Below are 16710 nucleotides of genomic sequence, written 5' to 3' on the forward strand. Positions count from 1 at the left end.
CTCAGTCCGGCGCGGCCGCACCTTGCTTCTGCAGCGAAAGCAGCGCCAGCAACGCGGCCAGCGCGCCATAGGCGGCGGCGAACTGCCAGGCGATCAGCTTCGGCAGTCCTTCCAGTGCCCACGGCCAGTAGATGCCACCGCGTGGATCGACCGAATGCACGAACCCGAACAGGGTCAGCGCTCCGGCCAGCAGCAGCACCCCGGCCGCGCGGCGCACGCGGCCGTCGATCATCGCCACCAGCGCGGTGCTCCAGAGCATCGCGGTGATGATGAAGCCGTTGCCGAGGGTGACGATCGTGGCCAGTTCCGGCAGGCCGTGCCCGTCCACCGCGGCGTACAGCGTGGCATGGCGCTCCGGCGCGATCCAGGCCGGGTTGCCCAGCTTGATCGCCAGCAAGTAGGCCACCGATGGCAGGAACGCCAGCGCCACCGCCGGCGCATGCCGGCGCTCGGTGGCGTGGAAGGCCTGCACGGTGATGTCCAGGCCGACGTAGACGATGATCGGCGCCAGCACCGCGACCGGCAGCCACTGCACCAGCCCGGCCAGGTAGCCGAACACGCCGCCGAGGCCGATGAACAACCCCGCCAGCAGCGTATAGCCGTGGCGCGCGCCCATGTGCTTGTAGGCGGGCTGCCCGATGTACGGCGTGGTCTGGGCGACGCCGCCGCAGACGCCGGCCACCAGCGTCGACACGGCCTCCACCAGCAGCACGTCGCGGGTGCGGTAGTCGTCGCCGGCCGCGCGCGCGCTCTCGGCCACGTTGATGCCGCCGACCACCATCAGCAGGCCGAACGGCAACAGCAGCGGCAGGTACGGCACCGTGGCCGGCAGGCCGGCTATGAATCCGGTGCCCGGCAACGGCAGCGCGATGGCCAGCGTGACCGCCTGCGGCAGGGCGAAGCCCGGCATGCCCCACCCGGCCAGGCCCAGCGCGTAATACAGCGCGGTGCCGACCAGCAGTGCGAGCAGCACGCCCGGCACGCGCACCGGCAGCCGCCCGCGTGCGACCAGCACGTACAGCAGCAGGCCGAGGGTGACCAGCCCGGCCACCGGCGAGCGCAGGGTCTCGATCAGCGGCAGGAAGCCCAGCAGGGTCAGCGCCGCGCCGCCGATCGAGCCCAGCAGCGCCGCGCGCGGCACCACCCGGGTGATCGCGTCGCCGCAGAACGAAAGCGCCAGCTTCAGCGTTCCCATCACCACCAGCGAGGCCATGCCCAGCTGCCAGGTGGCGAGCGCGGCGGCCTGCTCGTCCAAGCCCTGCTGGCGGAAGGCGAGGAAGCCGGGGCCCAGCACCAGCAGCGCCATGCCGATGCTGGTCGGCGCGTCCAGCCCCAGCGGCATGGCGGTGACGTCGTCGCGGCCGCTGCGCGCGGCCAGCCGCCGCGCCATCGCGGTGTAGGCGAGGTTGCCGACGAGCACGCCCAGCGCGGTGCCGGGGAACATCCTGGTGTAGACCACCTCGGCCGGGAAGCCGAAGATGCCGATCAGCGCCAGCGCGATGAAGCCCAGGATCGACAGGTTGTCGACTACCAGGCCGAAGAAGCCGTTGAGGTCGCCGGCGACGAACCAGCGTGGCGGATGGCGGGGTTGCGTCATCGGAACATCCTGCGGAGAGGGGCTGTGATGGCGTCAAGGGCGCTGCTGTTGCAGGAGCTGGCTTCAGCCGGCGACACGACGCCGTCGGCACAGGCGACTCCCTCGTGGTTCCGACGCCCGTGTCGCCGGCTGAACCCGGCTCCTACAAAGGGCCGTGTAAGTAAAGGGCCGCGCGAAGAGCTGCGGGCCGGGGCGCCATGCCCCGGCCCGTTCGCAGCCTCAGAAGTTCCAGCGGAACTCCACGCCCCAGGTCCGCGGCTCGTTGATGAAGCCGGTCAGGTTGTTGAAGTCGATGCCGCCGACGATCCGGGTCTGGTCGGTGATGTTGCGGCCGAACGCGGCCAGGTCGTAGGCGCCGCCGCCCCAGCCGTAGCCGACGCGCAGGCCGCCTTCCAGCGAGGAGCGGCCGCGGAACTCGGGAGACTCGTACAGGAAGAAGTTGACCTCGCTGCGATAGGCCCAGTCGGTGAAGAAGTACAGCTCGCCCGCAGCCAGCGGGATGCCCCAGCGCAGGGTCAGGTTGTGGATCCACTCCGGCGCCTGCGGCAGCGGGTTGCCGTCGATCAGCGCGTAGGTCGCCCCGTCGATGCTGGTGGTCGGATCGGTCACGGTGCAGCCGCCGCCGCAGACCGCCACCGCCAGGCCGGGGTCGTCGATCCGGGTGTCGTTGTAGCTGCTGCCCCAGGTCAGCAGCAGGCCCTCGGCCAGCCAGGCCGTCAGGTCCAGTTCCACGCCCTGGCCGAGGGTCCGGTCGGCGTTGAGCAGGGTGGCGATGTTGGCGCCGCCGCCGACCGCGATCAGCTGCTGGTCGTCGACCTCGTAGCGGAACAGGTTGAAACCCAGGCGTGCGCGGCGATCGAACAGGTCGGCCTTGATGCCGACTTCGTAGGAAACGACCGTCTCCGAACCGGCGGTGGACACGCCGCCGTTGGGTGCGCCGGGCGCGGCGAACAGCAGCCGGCCCTGGACCGACGGCGCGCGGAAGCCCTTGGCCACGCGACCGTAGAGATTGACCGCGTCGTTGACCTCGTAGACCGCGCTGGCGTCCCAGCTGACATCGTCCACGTCGGTATCGACCGTGTACGGCCCGCCCACCGGCGCGCCAAACGGTGCGGCCTCCAGCACGCTGGCCGAGAACTCCTTCTCGTCCTTGGTGTAGCGCACACCGCCGCGCAGCTTCAGCCGCTCGGTGGCGGCGTACTCGGCCGAGGCGAACACGGCCCAGGCGGTGTTCTCCTGCTCCTGCACGGCGTGGCCGGCGCGCGGGTTGCCCGGCGCCAGCGAGTCGTAGTTGAAGCTGTCGATGGTCAGCTCCTCGCGGTACCAGAACAGGCCGGCCTGCCAGTCGAAGCGGCCGCCGTAGTCCGATTCCAGGCGGAATTCCTGGGTGACCTGCCTGTGGTCGGGAATGCCGTCGGCCGACTCGGCGGCGAACGGGATGAAGCCCGGGCCCGTCAGTTCCGGCGGCAGGAACGCCGCGCCGTAGCCGCCGTCGATGTCGCCGCGGTTGAGCGATTCCAGGGTCTCGTAGCCGGTGATCGAGTGCAGGCTCAGGTCGCCGAAGTCCCAGCGCAGGCGGGCGCTGCCACCCCAGGTCTCCAGCTCGGAGAAGTTGACGCCGTCGATCGAGACCCGCTCCTTGTCGAAGCCGGGCACGAAGCGGTTGCTGCCAGGCTCGATGATGTTGGCGCGGAACAGGCGCGCGGTGCCGTTGAGGTCGCGCCGGTGCAGGTTGAACAGCACCTCGAACGCGTCGCCCTCGTACAGCAGCTGCACGCGCGCGGCCGACTCGTCATAGCCCTCGAAGCCGTCGTTCGGCCCGGGCCAGGTGTTGGTCACCCAGTCGTCGCGGCGCTGGTACAGGGCCGAGGCGCGCGCCGACCAGCGCGCGCCCAGCGGGCCGCCGACCGCGCCCTCGAAGTTGACCAGCGCGTCGCTGCCGTAGGCCAGCTGCGCGTAGCCGTCGAACTCGCGCGAAGGCCGTACCGAATCGAACTTGACCACGCCGGCCGGCGTGTTGCGCCCGAACAGCGTGCCCTGCGGGCCGCGCAGCACCTCGACCTGGGCGATGTCGAACAGCGGGAAGCCCTTGAGCAGCGGGTTCTCCTGGACCACGTCGTCGTACACCAGCGACACCGGCTGGGAGGCGTTGAGGTCGAAGTCGGTGTTGCCCAGGCCGCGGATGTAGAAGCGCGGGAACGCGCGTCCGTACGAGGACTCGATGTTCAGGCTGGGCACGCGCGCGGACAGGAAACGGATGTCGTTGCCGCCGGAGCCGAGCACGTGCAGCTTCTCGGCGTCGATGCTGGTGATCGAGACCGGCACGTCCTGGATGTTCTCGACCTTGCGCTGGGCGGTGACCTGGACCGCGTCGAGGGTGGTGGCCTGGTCCTGGGCGGCGGCCAGCGCCGGCAGCGACGCCAGGGCGATGGCCAGGGCAAGGCCGGTGCGGCGCGGCAGGCGCGCACGGAGCGGGTGGTTCATGGGGCGGTTCCTCGGTGGGGGGAGGCGTCACGATGATGCAACACTGGCGCGGGGTTGTGGCGGCGCATCAGAACGACACCCCGACCGGGTGCAGGCTGGCTCCGGCGGCGCCGGCAACCGGGGGCGCGACCGGCGCGACGGCGCATCCGGCCGGCAGCATGGCCAACAGCGACAGCAAGCGATGCATGCACGTGTCCTCGGGTGGCGAAGGGTGGCGGGCGCCGCGCGGTCCGGGCAAACAACCGGCGGGCATGAGCTCATGCTCCTCGCAGCGGACGACCCTGCGTGCGATCCGTGGCGACCGCAGCCTGACCGCCCCCCGGGACAGGGATGACCTGAACATCACGCCGCGATGGTGCAGAATCGGTCCATGGCCGACGCGATCCCCCACCGCCCGTCGCCGCCGCCGCTCGATGATGCGTGCGCGCTGTTCCTCGACGTGGACGGCACCCTGATCGAGTTCAGCGTCGATCCGTCCGCGGTGCGCGTGACGGCGCAGGTACGCGAAGCGATCGGCGCGATCAGCGACCGCCTGCGCGGCGCGGTGGCGCTGGTCAGCGGGCGTCCGCTGGCGCAGCTGGACGCGCTGTTTGCCCCGCTGCGGCTGCCGGCCGCCGGCCTGCACGGCCACCAGTTCCGCGGCGACGCCGCGGCCGCGGCCGCCATCCCCGACGACACCTCCGCGTTCCTGCACGAGCTGCACCGTGCGGCCGCGCACCTGGCCGCCGCGCATCCGGGCGTGCTGGTCGAGGACAAGGGGGTGAGTATCGCCCTGCACTGGCGCGGCGCCCCGCACGCCGCCGGCGCGGTCTCCGGCTTCGCCAGCGAACGCATCGCCGGCCTGCCGGGCTACCGCCTGCAACCGGGCGACCACGTGGTCGAGTTCGTGCCCGAAGGCAGCGACAAGGGCCGCGCGCTGGAGCGGATGATGGCGCGGCCGCCGTTCGCCGGGCGCGTGCCGGTGTTCATCGGCGACGACCTGACCGACGAGTACGGCTTCGGCGCGGCCAACCGCGCCGGTGGCTGGAGCGTGCTGGTCGGCCCACGCGTGCACAGCGCGGCCACGCACGCGCTGCCGGACACGCGAGCCGTGCATGCCTGGCTCGCCGCCAACGCGCTGCGGAGGGAGGCCACCGAGCGGTAGCGCCGCGTGCGCCGCCGCCCCGACCGAGGGGACGACTGAATGGACGTGCATGATGCGAACCTGCAACTGGGCGTGATCGGCAACGGCAGCTTCGGCGCGCTGGTCGACGCCCGCGGCCGCGTGGTCTGGGCCTGCCTGCCCGCGTTCGACGGCGATCCGGCGTTCTGCGCGCTGCTGTCGCCGCGCGAACATGGAGGCGGCGATTTCGGCATCGAGCTGGAGGACTTCGCCCGCGCCGAGCAGGCCTACGTGCCCAACACCGCGGTGCTGCGCACGGTCCTGCACGATGCCCACGGCGGCTCGCTGGAGATCCTGGACTTCGCCCCGCGCTGGCGCCAGAACGGCCGCTTCTACCGCCCGGTGTCGATCATCAGGCGGATCACCCCGCTGACGGGCAGCCCGCGCATCCGCGTGCGTGCGCGGCCGCTGGCCGACTGGGGCGCGCGCGCGCCCGAGCACACCTGGGGCAGCAACCACATCCGCTGGCTGCTGCCGGCCTTCACCCTGCGCCTGACCACCGACGTCCCGGTGCGCTTCATTCGCGACGGCCTGCCATTCGTGCTCGGCCACCGCCTGCACCTGGTGCTGGGGCCGGACGAACCGGTGACCCGCTCGATCGACGGCTACGTCGAAGAGGCGCTGGGACGCACGCTCGACTACTGGCGCGAATGGGTCCGCTACCTGTCGGTGCCGCTGGAATGGCAGGAGGCGGTGATCCGCAGCGCGATCACCCTGAAGCTGTGCCAGTACGAGGACAGCGGCGCGATCATCGCGGCGATGACCACCTCGATCCCGGAGGCGCCCGGCTCCTCGCGCAACTGGGACTACCGCTACTGCTGGCTGCGCGACGCGGCCTTCGTGGTGCGCGCGCTCAACCGCCTGGGCGCGACCCGCAGCATGGAGGAGTTCCTGCGCTACATCTTCAACATCGCCACCCACGACGGCACCCTGCAGCCGCTGTACGGGATCGGCTTCGAGGAAAGGCTCGAAGAGCACGAGGTCGAGTCGCTGGCCGGCTACCGCGGCATGGGCCCGGTGCGGCGCGGCAACCTGGCCTGGATCCAGAAGCAGCACGACGTCTATGGCAGCGTGGTACTGGCCTCGACCCAGCTGTTCTTCGACCAGCGCCTGGCCGATCCCGGCGACGCGCACACCTTTTCGCGGCTCGAGCCGCTGGGCGAGCGCGCCTTCGCCCTGTACGACGTGCCGGACGCGGGCCTGTGGGAGTTCCGCGGCCGCGCCGAGGTCCACACCTACACCGCGGCGATGTGCTGGGCCGCCTGCGACCGCCTGGCCAAGATCGCGCTGCGGCTGGGGCTGGACGACCGCGCCGGCTACTGGCGCGACCGCGCCGACACGATCCGCGCGACCGCGCTGGAACGTGCCTGGCGGCCGCAGGCCAACCATTTCAGCGCCTCGTTCCAGAGCGACTACCTGGATGCCTCGCTGCTGCTGCTGGCCGACATCGGCTTCGTCGCCCCCGACGACCCGCGCTACGTGGCCACGGTCGAGGCGATCGGCCGCGAGCTGCGCCACGGCGACGGCGTGTTCCGTTACCTGGCGCCGGACGACTTCGGCACGCCGGAGACCAGCTTCACCATCTGCACGTTCTGGTACATCGACGCGCTGGCCGCGGTCGGGCGCATGGACGAGGCGCGCGAACTGTTCGAGCGCGTGCTCTCCCACCGCAACCACCTCGGCCTGCTCTCCGAGGACATGGCCTTCGAGGACGGCGAGGGCTGGGGCAACTTCCCGCAGACCTATTCGCACGTGGGCCTGATCATCGCCGCGATGCGCCTGTCGCGCTCCTGGCAGGAAGCCTCGTGAGCCGGCTGGTGGTCGTCTCCAACCGCGTCGCCCTGCCCGGCGAGAGCCGCGCCGGCGGGCTGGCGGTGGCGCTGCAGGCGGCGCTGGGCGAGCGCGGCGGCGTGTGGTTCGGCTGGAGCGGCAAGCTCGTGCGCAGCCACAGCGGCCAGGTGCACGAGCAGCGCGAGGGCGACATCCGCTACGTCACCCTGGACCTGGACCGCGCCGACCTGGACGCCTACTACAACGGCTTCTCCAACCGCACGCTGTGGCCGCTGCTGCACTTCCGCCTGGACCTGGTCGATTACGACCGCGCCACCCGCGAGGGCTACCGCCGGGTCAACGCGCTGTTCGCCGACAAGCTGGCGCCGCTGCTGCGCGAGGACGACACCGTCTGGGTCCACGACTACCACCTGATCCCGCTGGCGGCGCTGCTGCGCGAGCGCGGGGTGGGCTGCCGGATCGGCTTCTTCCTGCACGTGCCGGTGCCCTCGGCCGACCTGCTGATGGCCATGCCCGACCACCAGCGGCTGTTCTCCACCCTGTACGCCTACGACCTGCTCGGCTTCCAGACCCGCCGCGACAACGACCGCTTCCAGTCCTACGTGCGCCTGTACGGCGGCGGCAGGATCGTCGGCGAGGGCCTGCTGGAAGCGCCCGGCGGACGCCGCTTCCGCACCGGCGCCTTCCCGATCAGCATCGACACCGCGCACATCGCCCGGCAGGCGGCCGCGGCGATGGCCAAGCCGGCACTGCGCGCGCTGCGCACCAGCCTGGAGCGGCGGATGCTCGCCATCGGCGTGGACCGGCTGGACTATTCCAAGGGCCTGCCCGAGCGCTTCCACGGCTTCGAACGCTACCTGCAGCGCCATCCCGACCAGCGCGGCACCCTGACCTACCTGCAGATCGCCCCGGTCTCGCGCGGCGAGGTCGGCGAATACCAGCACCTGCGCAGCCAGCTCGAACAGATCGCCGGCCACATCAACGGCGCCCACGCCGAGCCGGACTGGACCCCGCTGCGCTATGTCAACCGCAACTTCCCGCACGCCACCCTCACCGGCTTCTACCGCAGCGCGCGGGTGGGCCTGGTCACGCCGCTGCGCGATGGCATGAACCTGGTGGCCAAGGAGTACGTGGCTGCGCAGGATCCGGAAGATCCCGGCGTGCTGGTGCTGTCGCTGCTGGCCGGCGCCGCGCAGGAGATGAGCGAGGCCCTGCTGGTCAACCCGCACGACCTGGACGGCGTGGCCGATGCCATCGCCACCGCGGCGACGATGCCGCTGGCGCGGCGCCGCGAGCGCTGGCGGGCGATGTACGACTACCTGCTCGAGCACGACATCCACGCCTGGCGCCGCAGCTACCTGGCCTCGCTGGAATCGACCTAAGCGGGGACGCGACGGCGGCTATGGTTCCGGGCAACGCGCCTTCGTCCAACTTGGCCTGCCTGGGGCGATTCTCCCAACGGTAGGGCCCATCCCTACCGGGCGTTGCTCAACGAACTCCTCCCCGGGGAAGCGCTGACCGAGATCCGCACTACCTGCTTGCAGCAACAATACGCCTTGGGCCACGAAGCCTTCCAGATAATTGTCGAGGCCAAGACCCGACGAGCGGCAAGCGCCGCGTCTCGATCTCGTACCTACCGCCCTTGGCGGCGTTGCTGGGCGCGCGAGCGTCGAGGAACTGATCGGCGAGGAACCTAGGTCCGGCAAGTGCAGGCCAGTATCGAAGCTGCAGCGGCAGGTCGAGCGCACCGCACTATTGCCTAAGTCGCAGCAGCGGTTCGTGATGCAGATGATCGACGCGGCTGTAGCAGCAGAACAGCTAAACCAGGTGCAACTCCAACAACGGCAAGGCCCGGGGATGCGGGCCTTGTGTTTCATGGGGGTGGCTCAATCCCTTCGCCCCGTCTATTCGCGCGAAGCATTCGAACAAAGCGCGGCAGATAGCCGACCGTGAACGCCACCAAAAGGATGATCGCCCACTCTAAAAAAGAGAGCCTGGTCCGACCGTACAAAATAAATATCAAGCCATAGCTCGCAACGATGAACACCAAAACTTGCGAATAATAAATAGCGACACTTCTCGCGATTCTCTTACGCTCACTAATCATGGCTCTTCTCGTCCAGCAACGGCTTCAGATCACCAGACGCACTAACCGCTGCACCTGCAGCATTAGCTCCTGTCTGAATTGGGTTCGTGTGCCTGAAGTCAGGCGTTGTATTTCTAATCCCGCTCAATAGATTCGCCGTTGCAGTCCGTTCTGTCTGCGTCATTCCAGCACTAGCACTCTTTGCGATTGCTCCTGGAGCCGCCGAAATCGCGGCGCCTGCACCCGCAGTTCCGCCGCTAAGCGCCGCCCCCTTTGCCACTTCCGACACCGACGCAGTTCTGCCTTCAATTTGGGCACTGGCTTGAGTTGCTACTGCACCAACAGCAGCGTTCCCGACTATGTTTACAGCGATAGTACCGCCGGTTGTGGCGGCAGTGTTCGCAATCGCGCTTACTCCGCCACTCAAAGCACCCGCTGCGGTAGCTATCCCCACTTGCCCCCAGCTTATTTGCGAGAACCTTTCGCCCACAGACCCTTCGCTCATCGCCATCTACACACCGATGTTTACGATAGCTCCAATTGGCGCCCCCCACAAAGCCTGAACTGCACGACCATCTGGATCAGTGAACCTGTAGGGGTTGTTGAAGGCGTAGGCATAACGATTGAAATAGCGGTAATCATCATTGTCGTACGCGACCACTGGATCAACGGACAAAAATCTCCCAATCTGCGGATCGTAGTAGCGCTGTTGCATGTACACCAGCCCGGTTGCCATATCCTGCAGATGCCCTGTGTATCCGGGTCCATCCTGGATCGCAGGCGTCGCCTGGTAACCGTACGGTTCGTACTCGCGCGCCTCCACGACCAGGCCACTGGCGTCGGTCATCGCCACCACGCTGCCTAGCACGTCGGTATGCACGTACTTTACTGTCGTCTGCGCCCACACTCGGGGCGTCAGAATCCATACCACCGTCAAAAGCACCGAACCAAGCTTTATGACTGCCTTAATCATTCTTCTCCCACCCGAAAGCTGGCCGACAAAGTTCGAGCGTGGAACCGGGTCCGGGTAACTGACAAGTCCTGACGCGCCACCAACGATGCAAGAGACGCTTGCATGCCAGGCCATCACTCGTGTTGGCAGGCCACGGCGACGATTGCAAGGAAATTTGTACAAATTGATGCAAGCGACGCTTGCGGGGGAAGTCCCGAAAGCCGGACAACCTATACATGCTGCACTTCATGATTCGGATCAGGGCCAAGCGACGGCGCTTGAATGTTGAAGAAACTCACACTTGCACCAGGAGGAGAACGTGGTCCGGAGAACGGGGTCAGGTTCACTTTCCTACCTGAGGCTAATAACTCAACCTGACCCCGTTTCTCGGCCGACGCCATCGCCACCGCGGCGACGATGCCGCTGGCGCGGCGCCGCGAACGCTGGCGGGCGATGTACGACTACCTGCTCGAGCACGACATCCACGCCTGGCGCAAGGGCTATCTGGCAGCGCTCGAATCGGCCTGACAGCTTCCCGTCAGCCGTGTTGCGGATCATGGGTCCGGCAAACGCGCCCGCGCCATGGGCGCGAATCGCGCCGCACCCCCTGCCCATCACACCGACACACGATCCCATGCACCACCGCAAGACCGCACTGCTGCTCGCCGCCCTGCTTCCGCTGGCCGCCACCGCCGAGGACACCCCCGCGCCACCGACCGGCTGGACCGGCACCGGCGAGCTGGGCATGGCGATGACCCGCGGCAATTCGCGCACCGAGAGCCTCAACGCCAAGCTGCGCTTCGCCCACGAGGACGCGCAATGGAAGAACACCTTCGGCGCCTCGGCGCTGCGCGCCCGCGCGCAGGTGCGCGGCGACTTCGACGGCGACGGCACCGGGCAGGCTCGCTATGAGACCAGCGCCGACCGCTACGAACTGGCGACCTCCAGCGCGTACAAGTTCAATCCGCGCAACCATGTATCGGGATCTGCTCGCTACGAGCACGACTCGTTCTCGTCCTACGAGTACCAGGCCACCTTCGCCATGGGCTACGGCTATCGCATCGAAGGCGAGCGCGCCCGCCTGGTGGCCGAGGCCGGCCCGGGCTACCGCCGCGCGCGCGAGACCGACACCGGCACGATCCGGCGCGACCTGATCGGCCGGTGCCTGCTCGACTTCAGGCACCGGCTCACCGGCAATACCGACCTGCTCAACACCCTGCTGGTCGAATCCGGCAGCGACAACACCTTCGCCCAGAACGACCTGAACCTGGCGGTGGCGATGAACGCGCACCTGGCACTGAAGGCCGGCGTGCAGGCGCGCCACAACAGCCAGGTGGACCGGACCGCGGGCCAGCGCAAGACCGACACCCTGACCACGATCAACCTGGTCTACAACTTCCGCTGACGACGACCGGGCAGGGCGGAGCCGAAGCTCCGCCCTGCCCGGCCAGCCGATGCCGCGTCCTTGCGGCCGGGTGCGGCCGCGCGCTGGCAGGCGTGACCCATGTGAATTCCGGCTGGCCCCGGTACCGGACTCGGACAAGGTGCGGTTGACACCTGCGTCGCGCCACGCGGAAGCTCGCCGTGCCGCAGGCGGTACGGCGATCCCAGGACGAGGTCAACGATGACGTTTCCCCGCACGACCCGGCGCGCCCTGTGCATGGGCCTGTCGCTGCTCGCGACCGCGGGTCTCGCTCCCGCCCTGGCGCGGGCGGCCGGCGCGATGGCGGACGCGACCGCAGCCCAGGCGCAGGACCCGGCGTCGACGCGCGACGCCCATTTCCGCGACTGGCCCGCCGGAACCGACCCGGCGACTGTCGGCGCGCGCGTGGCCCGCGCCTTCGCCGGCGAGGATCCGGCCGGCTCCCGGCACTACAAGCTCGCCTGCGCCTGGTACGGCTCGCTGGTGGTCGGCGCGCTGCTGGACGATGCGCGCCTGCTCGACACCCTGGTCGCGAACTACGCGCCCTACCGCGGCGGCTACACCGAGCTGCTGGCCGGCGAGGGCCACGTGGACGACAACGTGTTCGGCATCGTGCCGCTGCAGATCGCGCTGCTCACCGGCGACCCGGCCGCGCGCGCGGAAGGCCTGGCGCTGGCCGACCACCAGCGCGCGCACCTGGACGCGCAGAAGCGCTTCGCGATCGACGACATGTTCATGGTCTCCGCGCTGCAGGTGCAGGCCTACCGCGCCTCGGGCGACGCCGGCTGCCTGGACGCGGCCGCCGCCGCGATGGTCGAGTACCTGGACGCCCTGCAGCAGGACGATGGCCTGTTCTTCCACCACCAGGATTTCCGCCACCGCTGGGCGCGCGGCAACGGCTGGTTCGCCGCGGGCATGACCGAGCTGCTGGGCGAACTGCCGCAGGACCATCCGCATCGTCCGGCGATCGCCCGCGGCTACGCGAGGATGATGGACGGGCTGAAGGCGTACCAGGTACGCCACGGCGACGGCACAGGCTTGTGGAAGCAGGTGCTCGATTCGGACGACGGCCGCAACTGGCCCGAAACCTCGGGCAGCGCCATGTTCGCCTACGCGCTGGCCACCGGCGTGCGCAACGGCTGGCTGGATGCCGACGCGTTCGGGCCGGTGGCGCGCGCGGCCTGGCTGGCCCTGGTCGGCCGGCTCACGCCGGAAGGGCGGCTGCACGACGTCAGCGACTGGGCCTACAAGCCGCTGTCCCATCCCGGCGAACCGGACTACGCCGGCGACGAGGAGAACTACTATTTCCAGCGCCCGCGACTGACCGGCGACTACCACGGCCAGGCACCGCTGCTGTGGAGTGCGGCCGCGCTGCTGCGCTGAACCGGAAGCAACCGGCGGGCGCAACGGGGCGTATGCACATACGTATTCGCGCCACTTCCTCCGCCTGTCGCGTCCCCCGGACGGTACAATGCGCGCCTGGGGAATCCGGCCAGGAAGTACGCCGTTTCTCCACCCGGTGCCGCACGGCAGGGTCGATCACCCGACTGCCGCCCGCGGGCTCCGGAACCCATGCCCCGCGGCCGTAGCGGCCCGAGGCAAAGACAGGAGCCTGTCGGACAGCGCCGTCCCGCATCGCCGGGCCGGCATGCGCCGCCTTTCCGCCTGCAAAGCGAAAACCACGATGCCCGGACTTCGGATGCGCATCCGCCGGGCAACACGGGCCTCGTTCCCCTTCGGCGCACCGCCGGCGTGGAAGGCCTGCGCGCGACGTTTTTCCCGCAATCGGACTACGGACAGACGAACGGATGAACGCTGTAATCAGGGAGCCCGACTACCGGCAGCTCCTGCAGGTAAGACGCATCGGGCCGGGCGACCTGGCCAGCTACCGCACGTTGCGCCGGGATTCCCTGGCAGGGGCGCGCCACCTGGCCGAACCGGAGGTGCTGCGGGAGATCGGCACGGCGCCGGACGGCCTGCCCGGGCTGTTCGAACAGTACGAGGACGTGGATACCCGGCTGTGGGGCGTATTCGACCGCAGCCGGCTGGTCGGGGTGCTGGGCCTGTCGCGCGGGCTCGAGACCGCCCACCTCTGGGGCGCCTACGTACTACCGCGCTACCGGGGCACCCCGGTCTCGCGCCTGCTGATGGAAACGGCGATCGCGTGCTCGGCGATCGAATGGAAAGTGGACCGCCTGTCGGCCAGGTTCGCCTCGAGCAACCTGCAGGCCCGCAGGTTCCTCGAGCGGTTCGGCTTCGACAGGATCGACCGCGGCAGCCGCGCCTCCGTCGACTTCGACGACCGCCTGGTGTGGATGACGCGCGACGTGTGAGCGGTTGACCCGCTAGCGCCACACCACCGTCGCCATGCGGCCGGTGCGCTGGTCGCGGCGGTGCGAATAGAAGCGCCGCGGGTCGGAGATCGTGCACAGTCCGCCGCCGTGGATCGACGCCGCGGGAACGCCGGCCGCCTGCAGGCGCCGCCGCGCCAGCGCGTACAGGTCCACGCACCAGTGGCCGGGCCGGGTCGCGGCGAAGGCGTCGCCGGCGCCGGGATCGACAGCGACGAAGGCATCGCGCACCTCCGCGCCGACCTCGTAGGCCTGCGGCCCGGCCGCCGGCCCGAGCCAGGCGAGCAGCCGCGAAGCCGGGGTGCGCATCGCCGCCACGGTCGCTTCCAGCACGCCGGACGCCAGCCCGCGCCAACCGGCGTGCGCGGCGCCGACTTCGCTGCCGTCGGCCGCGGCGAAGACCACCGGCAGGCAGTCGGCGGTCAGGATCGCCAGCACGGCGCCGGGCACCGAGGTCACCGCCGCGTCGGCTTCCGGTTCGTCCGCGGCCGCGTCGTGCCCGCCCGATACTTCGAAACGGAACACGCCGGTGCCGTGCACCTGCCGCAGCCACGCCGGCGGCGACGGCAGCCCGAAACCCGACGCCAGCTCGGCGCGGTTGGCCGCCACCGCGGCCGGATCGTCGCCGCAGCGCGCGCCCAGGTTGAAGCGGTCGAACGGCGCGTGCGAGGCGCCGGCACCCTGGCGAAGCGTGGTGAACGCGACCACCCCCGGCGGCGCGGGCCAGTCGGCCGGCAGGATCGCAGGGTCGGCGATGGCGTGGCCTGCGCCCATGCGGATGCCTTGGCGCTCAGCGCCGCTGGCTCTCGTCCCAGGCGCGGGTGTCCTCGCCCAGCACCCGCAACAGCCCGACCATGTCGGCCGGCACCGGCGCAGACACGCGCACCGGCGCGCCGCCGACCGGATGGGCGAACTCCAGGGTCTCGGCATGCAGGGCCTGGCGCCTGAAACCGCGCAACTCCGCGGCCAAGGCCTCGCTCGCGCCCTTGGGCAGCTTCAGCGGGCCGCCGTACAGCGGGTCGCCGACGATGGGGTGGCGCAGGTGCTGCATGTGCACCCGGATCTGGTGGGTGCGGCCGGTCTCCAGCCGGCACTCCAGCGCGGTGTGCGCGCGGAAGCGCTCGCGCAGGCGGAAATGGGTGACCGCGTCGCGGCCGTCCTCGCGCACCGCCATGCGCAGGCGGTCGCGCGGGTGGCGGTCGATCGGCGCATCGGCGGTGCCGCCGGAGACCAGCGCGCCGACCACCACCGCCAGGTACTGGCGGTGGACCTCGCGCGCGGCCAGCTGCGCGACCAGGCCGGTATGCGCCGGCAGGGTCCGCGCCACCACCATGACCCCGCTGGTGTCCTTGTCCAGGCGGTGCACGATCCCGGCCCGCGGCAGCGCCGCCAAGCCCGGGTCGCGGTGCAGCAGCGCGTTGACCAGGGTCCCGGTCGGGTTGCCGGCGCCGGGATGGACCACCAGCCCGGCCGGCTTGTCCAGCACGAACAGGTCGGCGTCCTCGTAGAGGATGTCCAGCGGGATGTCCTCGGGCACGGCCTCGGTCTGGACCTCGGCCACCGCCACCAGGGTCACCGCCTCGCCGCCGCGGACCGGATCGCGCGGGCGTGCGGCCCGTCCGTCCAGCAGCGCGTCGCCGGACTTGATCCACGCCGCCAGGCGCGAACGCGAATACTCGGGGAACAGGTCGGCCAGGACCGCGTCGAAACGGCGGCCGGCGGCCTCGTCGGGAACGGTGGCCTGGCGGGGAGCGTCGGAAGGCTGGGACATGGGGAAACCGGTGCGGGGACGGTCCGGCGTGCTGGAGTCAGTCGCCGGACAGGCCACTAGGCTATCATCGGCCCTTCCGTTTCCGCGCCGTACGCCCCCGATGGCCCATCGCCCCCGTTTCGCACTCCCCGCCCCGCTGCGCCTGGCCGCCCTGCTGCTGGCCGCGGCCTTCCTGGCCACCGGCTGCGGCCGCAACAGCAAGGAAGACGCCGACGAGGGCCTGCCGGTCACCGAGCTCTACGACAAGGCCCACAAGCGGATGCAGGCCGGCAACTGGTCCGAGGCGGAGCGGGTCTTCAAGCGCCTGGTCGCCCAGTACCCGTACGGCCCGTACACCGAACAGGCGCTGATGGAAACGGCCTACGCCCAGTTCAAGGCCGGCAAGCACGAGGACGCGGTCTCGACCATCGACCGCTTCATCCGCACCTACCCGACCCACCGCAACATCGCCTACTTCTACTACCTGCGCGGCCTGGCCAACTCCAACCGCGACGCGGTGTTCCTGCAGCGGGTGTGGTCGCTTGACCCCAGCCGCCGCGACCTGGCCTCGCCGCAGCAGGCCTACGACGACTTCTCCCGCGTGGTCCAGCGCTATCCCAACAGCCGCTACGTCGACGACGCGCGCCAGCGGATGGTCGAGCTGCGCAACATGTTCGCCCGGCACGAGATGGACACCGCGCTGTACTACATGCGCCGCGGCGCTTGGCTGTCGGCGGTGAGCCGCGCCCAGTACATCCTCGAGACCTATCCGCAGAGCGAGTTCCAGAACGACGCGATCGCCGCGCTGGCCGAGTCCTACCGGCAGCTGGACAACCAGACCCTGTCGGCCGACGCGATCCGCGTGCTGCGGCTCAACGACCCGCAGCATCCCTACCTGCACGGCGACTGGCCCGACTACCCGTGGGCGGTCCGCAAGCTGAACCCCTTCGCCGGCGAGAAGTCGCCGACCGGCCAGCGCAACGCGACCCGCGACCGCTGAGCGGTCTGGCTGGTCGCGTTGGACGGCAAAGGCGCGCTCCGGCGCGCCTTCCGCGTTTCCGTGGGGCCGTCGCCTGTCTCTTGCGGCATGAGCATCCGGGCTTGCCAGAAATCA

General features: G+C 70.0%; 13 protein-coding genes. 8 read left to right on the forward strand and 5 right to left on the reverse strand.

Annotated features, from left to right (window positions below; translation table 11 throughout):
• Nucleotide 1: 1 nt before the first annotated feature.
• Nucleotides 2–1597 (reverse strand): hypothetical protein, encoded by a 1596-nt coding sequence (locus WQ53_RS04265; RefSeq protein WP_052630735.1) that lies wholly within the window; start codon nucleotides 1595–1597, stop codon nucleotides 2–4.
• A gap of 219 nt (nucleotides 1598–1816) precedes the next feature.
• A complete protein-coding gene (locus WQ53_RS04270) occupies nucleotides 1817–4081 on the reverse strand; it encodes a TonB-dependent receptor (RefSeq protein WP_052630737.1) in 2265 nt (754 codons plus the stop codon).
• Between the two features lie 370 nt (nucleotides 4082–4451).
• On the opposite strand from WQ53_RS04270, the gene otsB reads away from it, so the two are divergent.
• The 4 genes from otsB (at nucleotide 4452) to WQ53_RS17110 (ending at nucleotide 8987) form a co-directional block, all read left to right on the forward strand.
• Nucleotides 4452–5225 (forward strand): trehalose-phosphatase, encoded by a 774-nt coding sequence (gene otsB / locus WQ53_RS04275; protein ID WP_052630739.1) that lies wholly within the window; start codon nucleotides 4452–4454, stop codon nucleotides 5223–5225.
• Between the two features lie 39 nt (nucleotides 5226–5264).
• Nucleotides 5265–7052, forward strand: a complete 1788-nt coding sequence (locus tag WQ53_RS04280; RefSeq protein ID WP_052630741.1) for a glycoside hydrolase family 15 protein — start codon at nucleotides 5265–5267, stop codon at nucleotides 7050–7052.
• A complete protein-coding gene (gene otsA, locus WQ53_RS04285; protein WP_052630743.1) occupies nucleotides 7049–8416 on the forward strand; it encodes an alpha,alpha-trehalose-phosphate synthase (UDP-forming) in 1368 nt (455 codons plus the stop codon). The genes WQ53_RS04280 and otsA overlap by 4 nt, the downstream gene beginning before the upstream one ends.
• Nucleotides 8417–8816: 400 nt before the next feature.
• Nucleotides 8817–8987 carry a hypothetical protein gene (locus WQ53_RS17110; RefSeq protein ID WP_162488661.1) on the forward strand — a complete coding sequence of 57 codons (171 nt, stop codon included), beginning with the start codon at nucleotides 8817–8819 and terminating at the stop codon, nucleotides 8985–8987.
• 644 nt (nucleotides 8988–9631) lie between these two features.
• Here the strand turns inward: WQ53_RS17110 and WQ53_RS04290 are convergent.
• Nucleotides 9632–10093, reverse strand: coding sequence for an RHS repeat-associated core domain-containing protein (locus tag WQ53_RS04290; protein ID WP_052630745.1), 462 nt, complete (start codon nucleotides 10091–10093; stop codon nucleotides 9632–9634).
• A 613-nt stretch (nucleotides 10094–10706) separates the two neighbouring features.
• Here WQ53_RS04290 and WQ53_RS04295 point away from each other — a divergent pair.
• The 3 genes from WQ53_RS04295 (at nucleotide 10707) to WQ53_RS04305 (ending at nucleotide 13828) form a co-directional block, all read left to right on the forward strand.
• Nucleotides 10707–11477 (forward strand): DUF481 domain-containing protein, encoded by a 771-nt coding sequence (locus WQ53_RS04295; RefSeq protein WP_052630747.1) that lies wholly within the window; start codon nucleotides 10707–10709, stop codon nucleotides 11475–11477.
• 219 nt (nucleotides 11478–11696) lie between these two features.
• On the forward strand, nucleotides 11697–12878 hold the full coding sequence (locus tag WQ53_RS04300; protein ID WP_082112837.1) for a glycoside hydrolase family 88/105 protein: 1182 nt from the start codon (nucleotides 11697–11699) through the stop codon (nucleotides 12876–12878).
• Between the two features lie 425 nt (nucleotides 12879–13303).
• Nucleotides 13304–13828 carry a GNAT family N-acetyltransferase gene (locus WQ53_RS04305; RefSeq protein ID WP_052630751.1) on the forward strand — a complete coding sequence of 175 codons (525 nt, stop codon included), beginning with the start codon at nucleotides 13304–13306 and terminating at the stop codon, nucleotides 13826–13828.
• A 12-nt stretch (nucleotides 13829–13840) separates the two neighbouring features.
• On the opposite strand, the gene pgeF is transcribed toward WQ53_RS04305, so the two are convergent.
• Nucleotides 13841–14620: a peptidoglycan editing factor PgeF gene (gene pgeF / locus WQ53_RS04310; protein WP_173427200.1), complete on the reverse strand. Its 780-nt coding sequence runs from the start codon at nucleotides 14618–14620 to the stop codon at nucleotides 13841–13843.
• A gap of 16 nt (nucleotides 14621–14636) precedes the next feature.
• Nucleotides 14637–15617 (reverse strand): 23S rRNA pseudouridine(1911/1915/1917) synthase RluD, encoded by a 981-nt coding sequence (gene rluD / locus WQ53_RS04315; protein ID WP_052630753.1) that lies wholly within the window; start codon nucleotides 15615–15617, stop codon nucleotides 14637–14639.
• A gap of 100 nt (nucleotides 15618–15717) precedes the next feature.
• Between rluD and WQ53_RS04320 the strand changes: the two genes are divergently transcribed.
• A complete protein-coding gene (locus WQ53_RS04320) occupies nucleotides 15718–16596 on the forward strand; it encodes an outer membrane protein assembly factor BamD (protein WP_052630755.1) in 879 nt (292 codons plus the stop codon).
• Nucleotides 16597–16710 lie beyond the last annotated feature (114 nt).

Source organism: Pseudoxanthomonas suwonensis, assembly GCF_000972865.1.
Lineage (GTDB): Bacteria > Pseudomonadota > Gammaproteobacteria > Xanthomonadales > Xanthomonadaceae > Pseudoxanthomonas > Pseudoxanthomonas suwonensis_B.

What these genes read in the sequence shown, in the direction of transcription:
- WQ53_RS04265 (WP_052630735.1), bottom strand. Translation starts at nt 1,597, where the DNA reads ATGACGCAACCCCGCCATCCGCCACGCTGGTTCGTCGCCGGCGACCTC.
- WQ53_RS04270 (WP_052630737.1), bottom strand. Translation starts at nt 4,081, where the DNA reads ATGAACCACCCGCTCCGTGCGCGCCTGCCGCGCCGCACCGGCCTTGCC.
- otsB (WP_052630739.1), top strand. Translation starts at nt 4,452, where the DNA reads ATGGCCGACGCGATCCCCCACCGCCCGTCGCCGCCGCCGCTCGATGAT.
- WQ53_RS04280 (WP_052630741.1), top strand. Translation starts at nt 5,265, where the DNA reads ATGGACGTGCATGATGCGAACCTGCAACTGGGCGTGATCGGCAACGGC.
- WQ53_RS17110 (WP_162488661.1), top strand. Translation starts at nt 8,817, where the DNA reads ATGCAGATGATCGACGCGGCTGTAGCAGCAGAACAGCTAAACCAGGTG.
- WQ53_RS04290 (WP_052630745.1), bottom strand. Translation starts at nt 10,093, where the DNA reads ATGATTAAGGCAGTCATAAAGCTTGGTTCGGTGCTTTTGACGGTGGTA.
- WQ53_RS04295 (WP_052630747.1), top strand. Translation starts at nt 10,707, where the DNA reads ATGCACCACCGCAAGACCGCACTGCTGCTCGCCGCCCTGCTTCCGCTG.
- WQ53_RS04300 (WP_082112837.1), top strand. Translation starts at nt 11,697, where the DNA reads ATGACGTTTCCCCGCACGACCCGGCGCGCCCTGTGCATGGGCCTGTCG.
- WQ53_RS04305 (WP_052630751.1), top strand. Translation starts at nt 13,304, where the DNA reads ATGAACGCTGTAATCAGGGAGCCCGACTACCGGCAGCTCCTGCAGGTA.
- pgeF (WP_173427200.1), bottom strand. Translation starts at nt 14,620, where the DNA reads ATGGGCGCAGGCCACGCCATCGCCGACCCTGCGATCCTGCCGGCCGAC.
- rluD (WP_052630753.1), bottom strand. Translation starts at nt 15,617, where the DNA reads ATGTCCCAGCCTTCCGACGCTCCCCGCCAGGCCACCGTTCCCGACGAG.
- WQ53_RS04320 (WP_052630755.1), top strand. Translation starts at nt 15,718, where the DNA reads ATGGCCCATCGCCCCCGTTTCGCACTCCCCGCCCCGCTGCGCCTGGCC.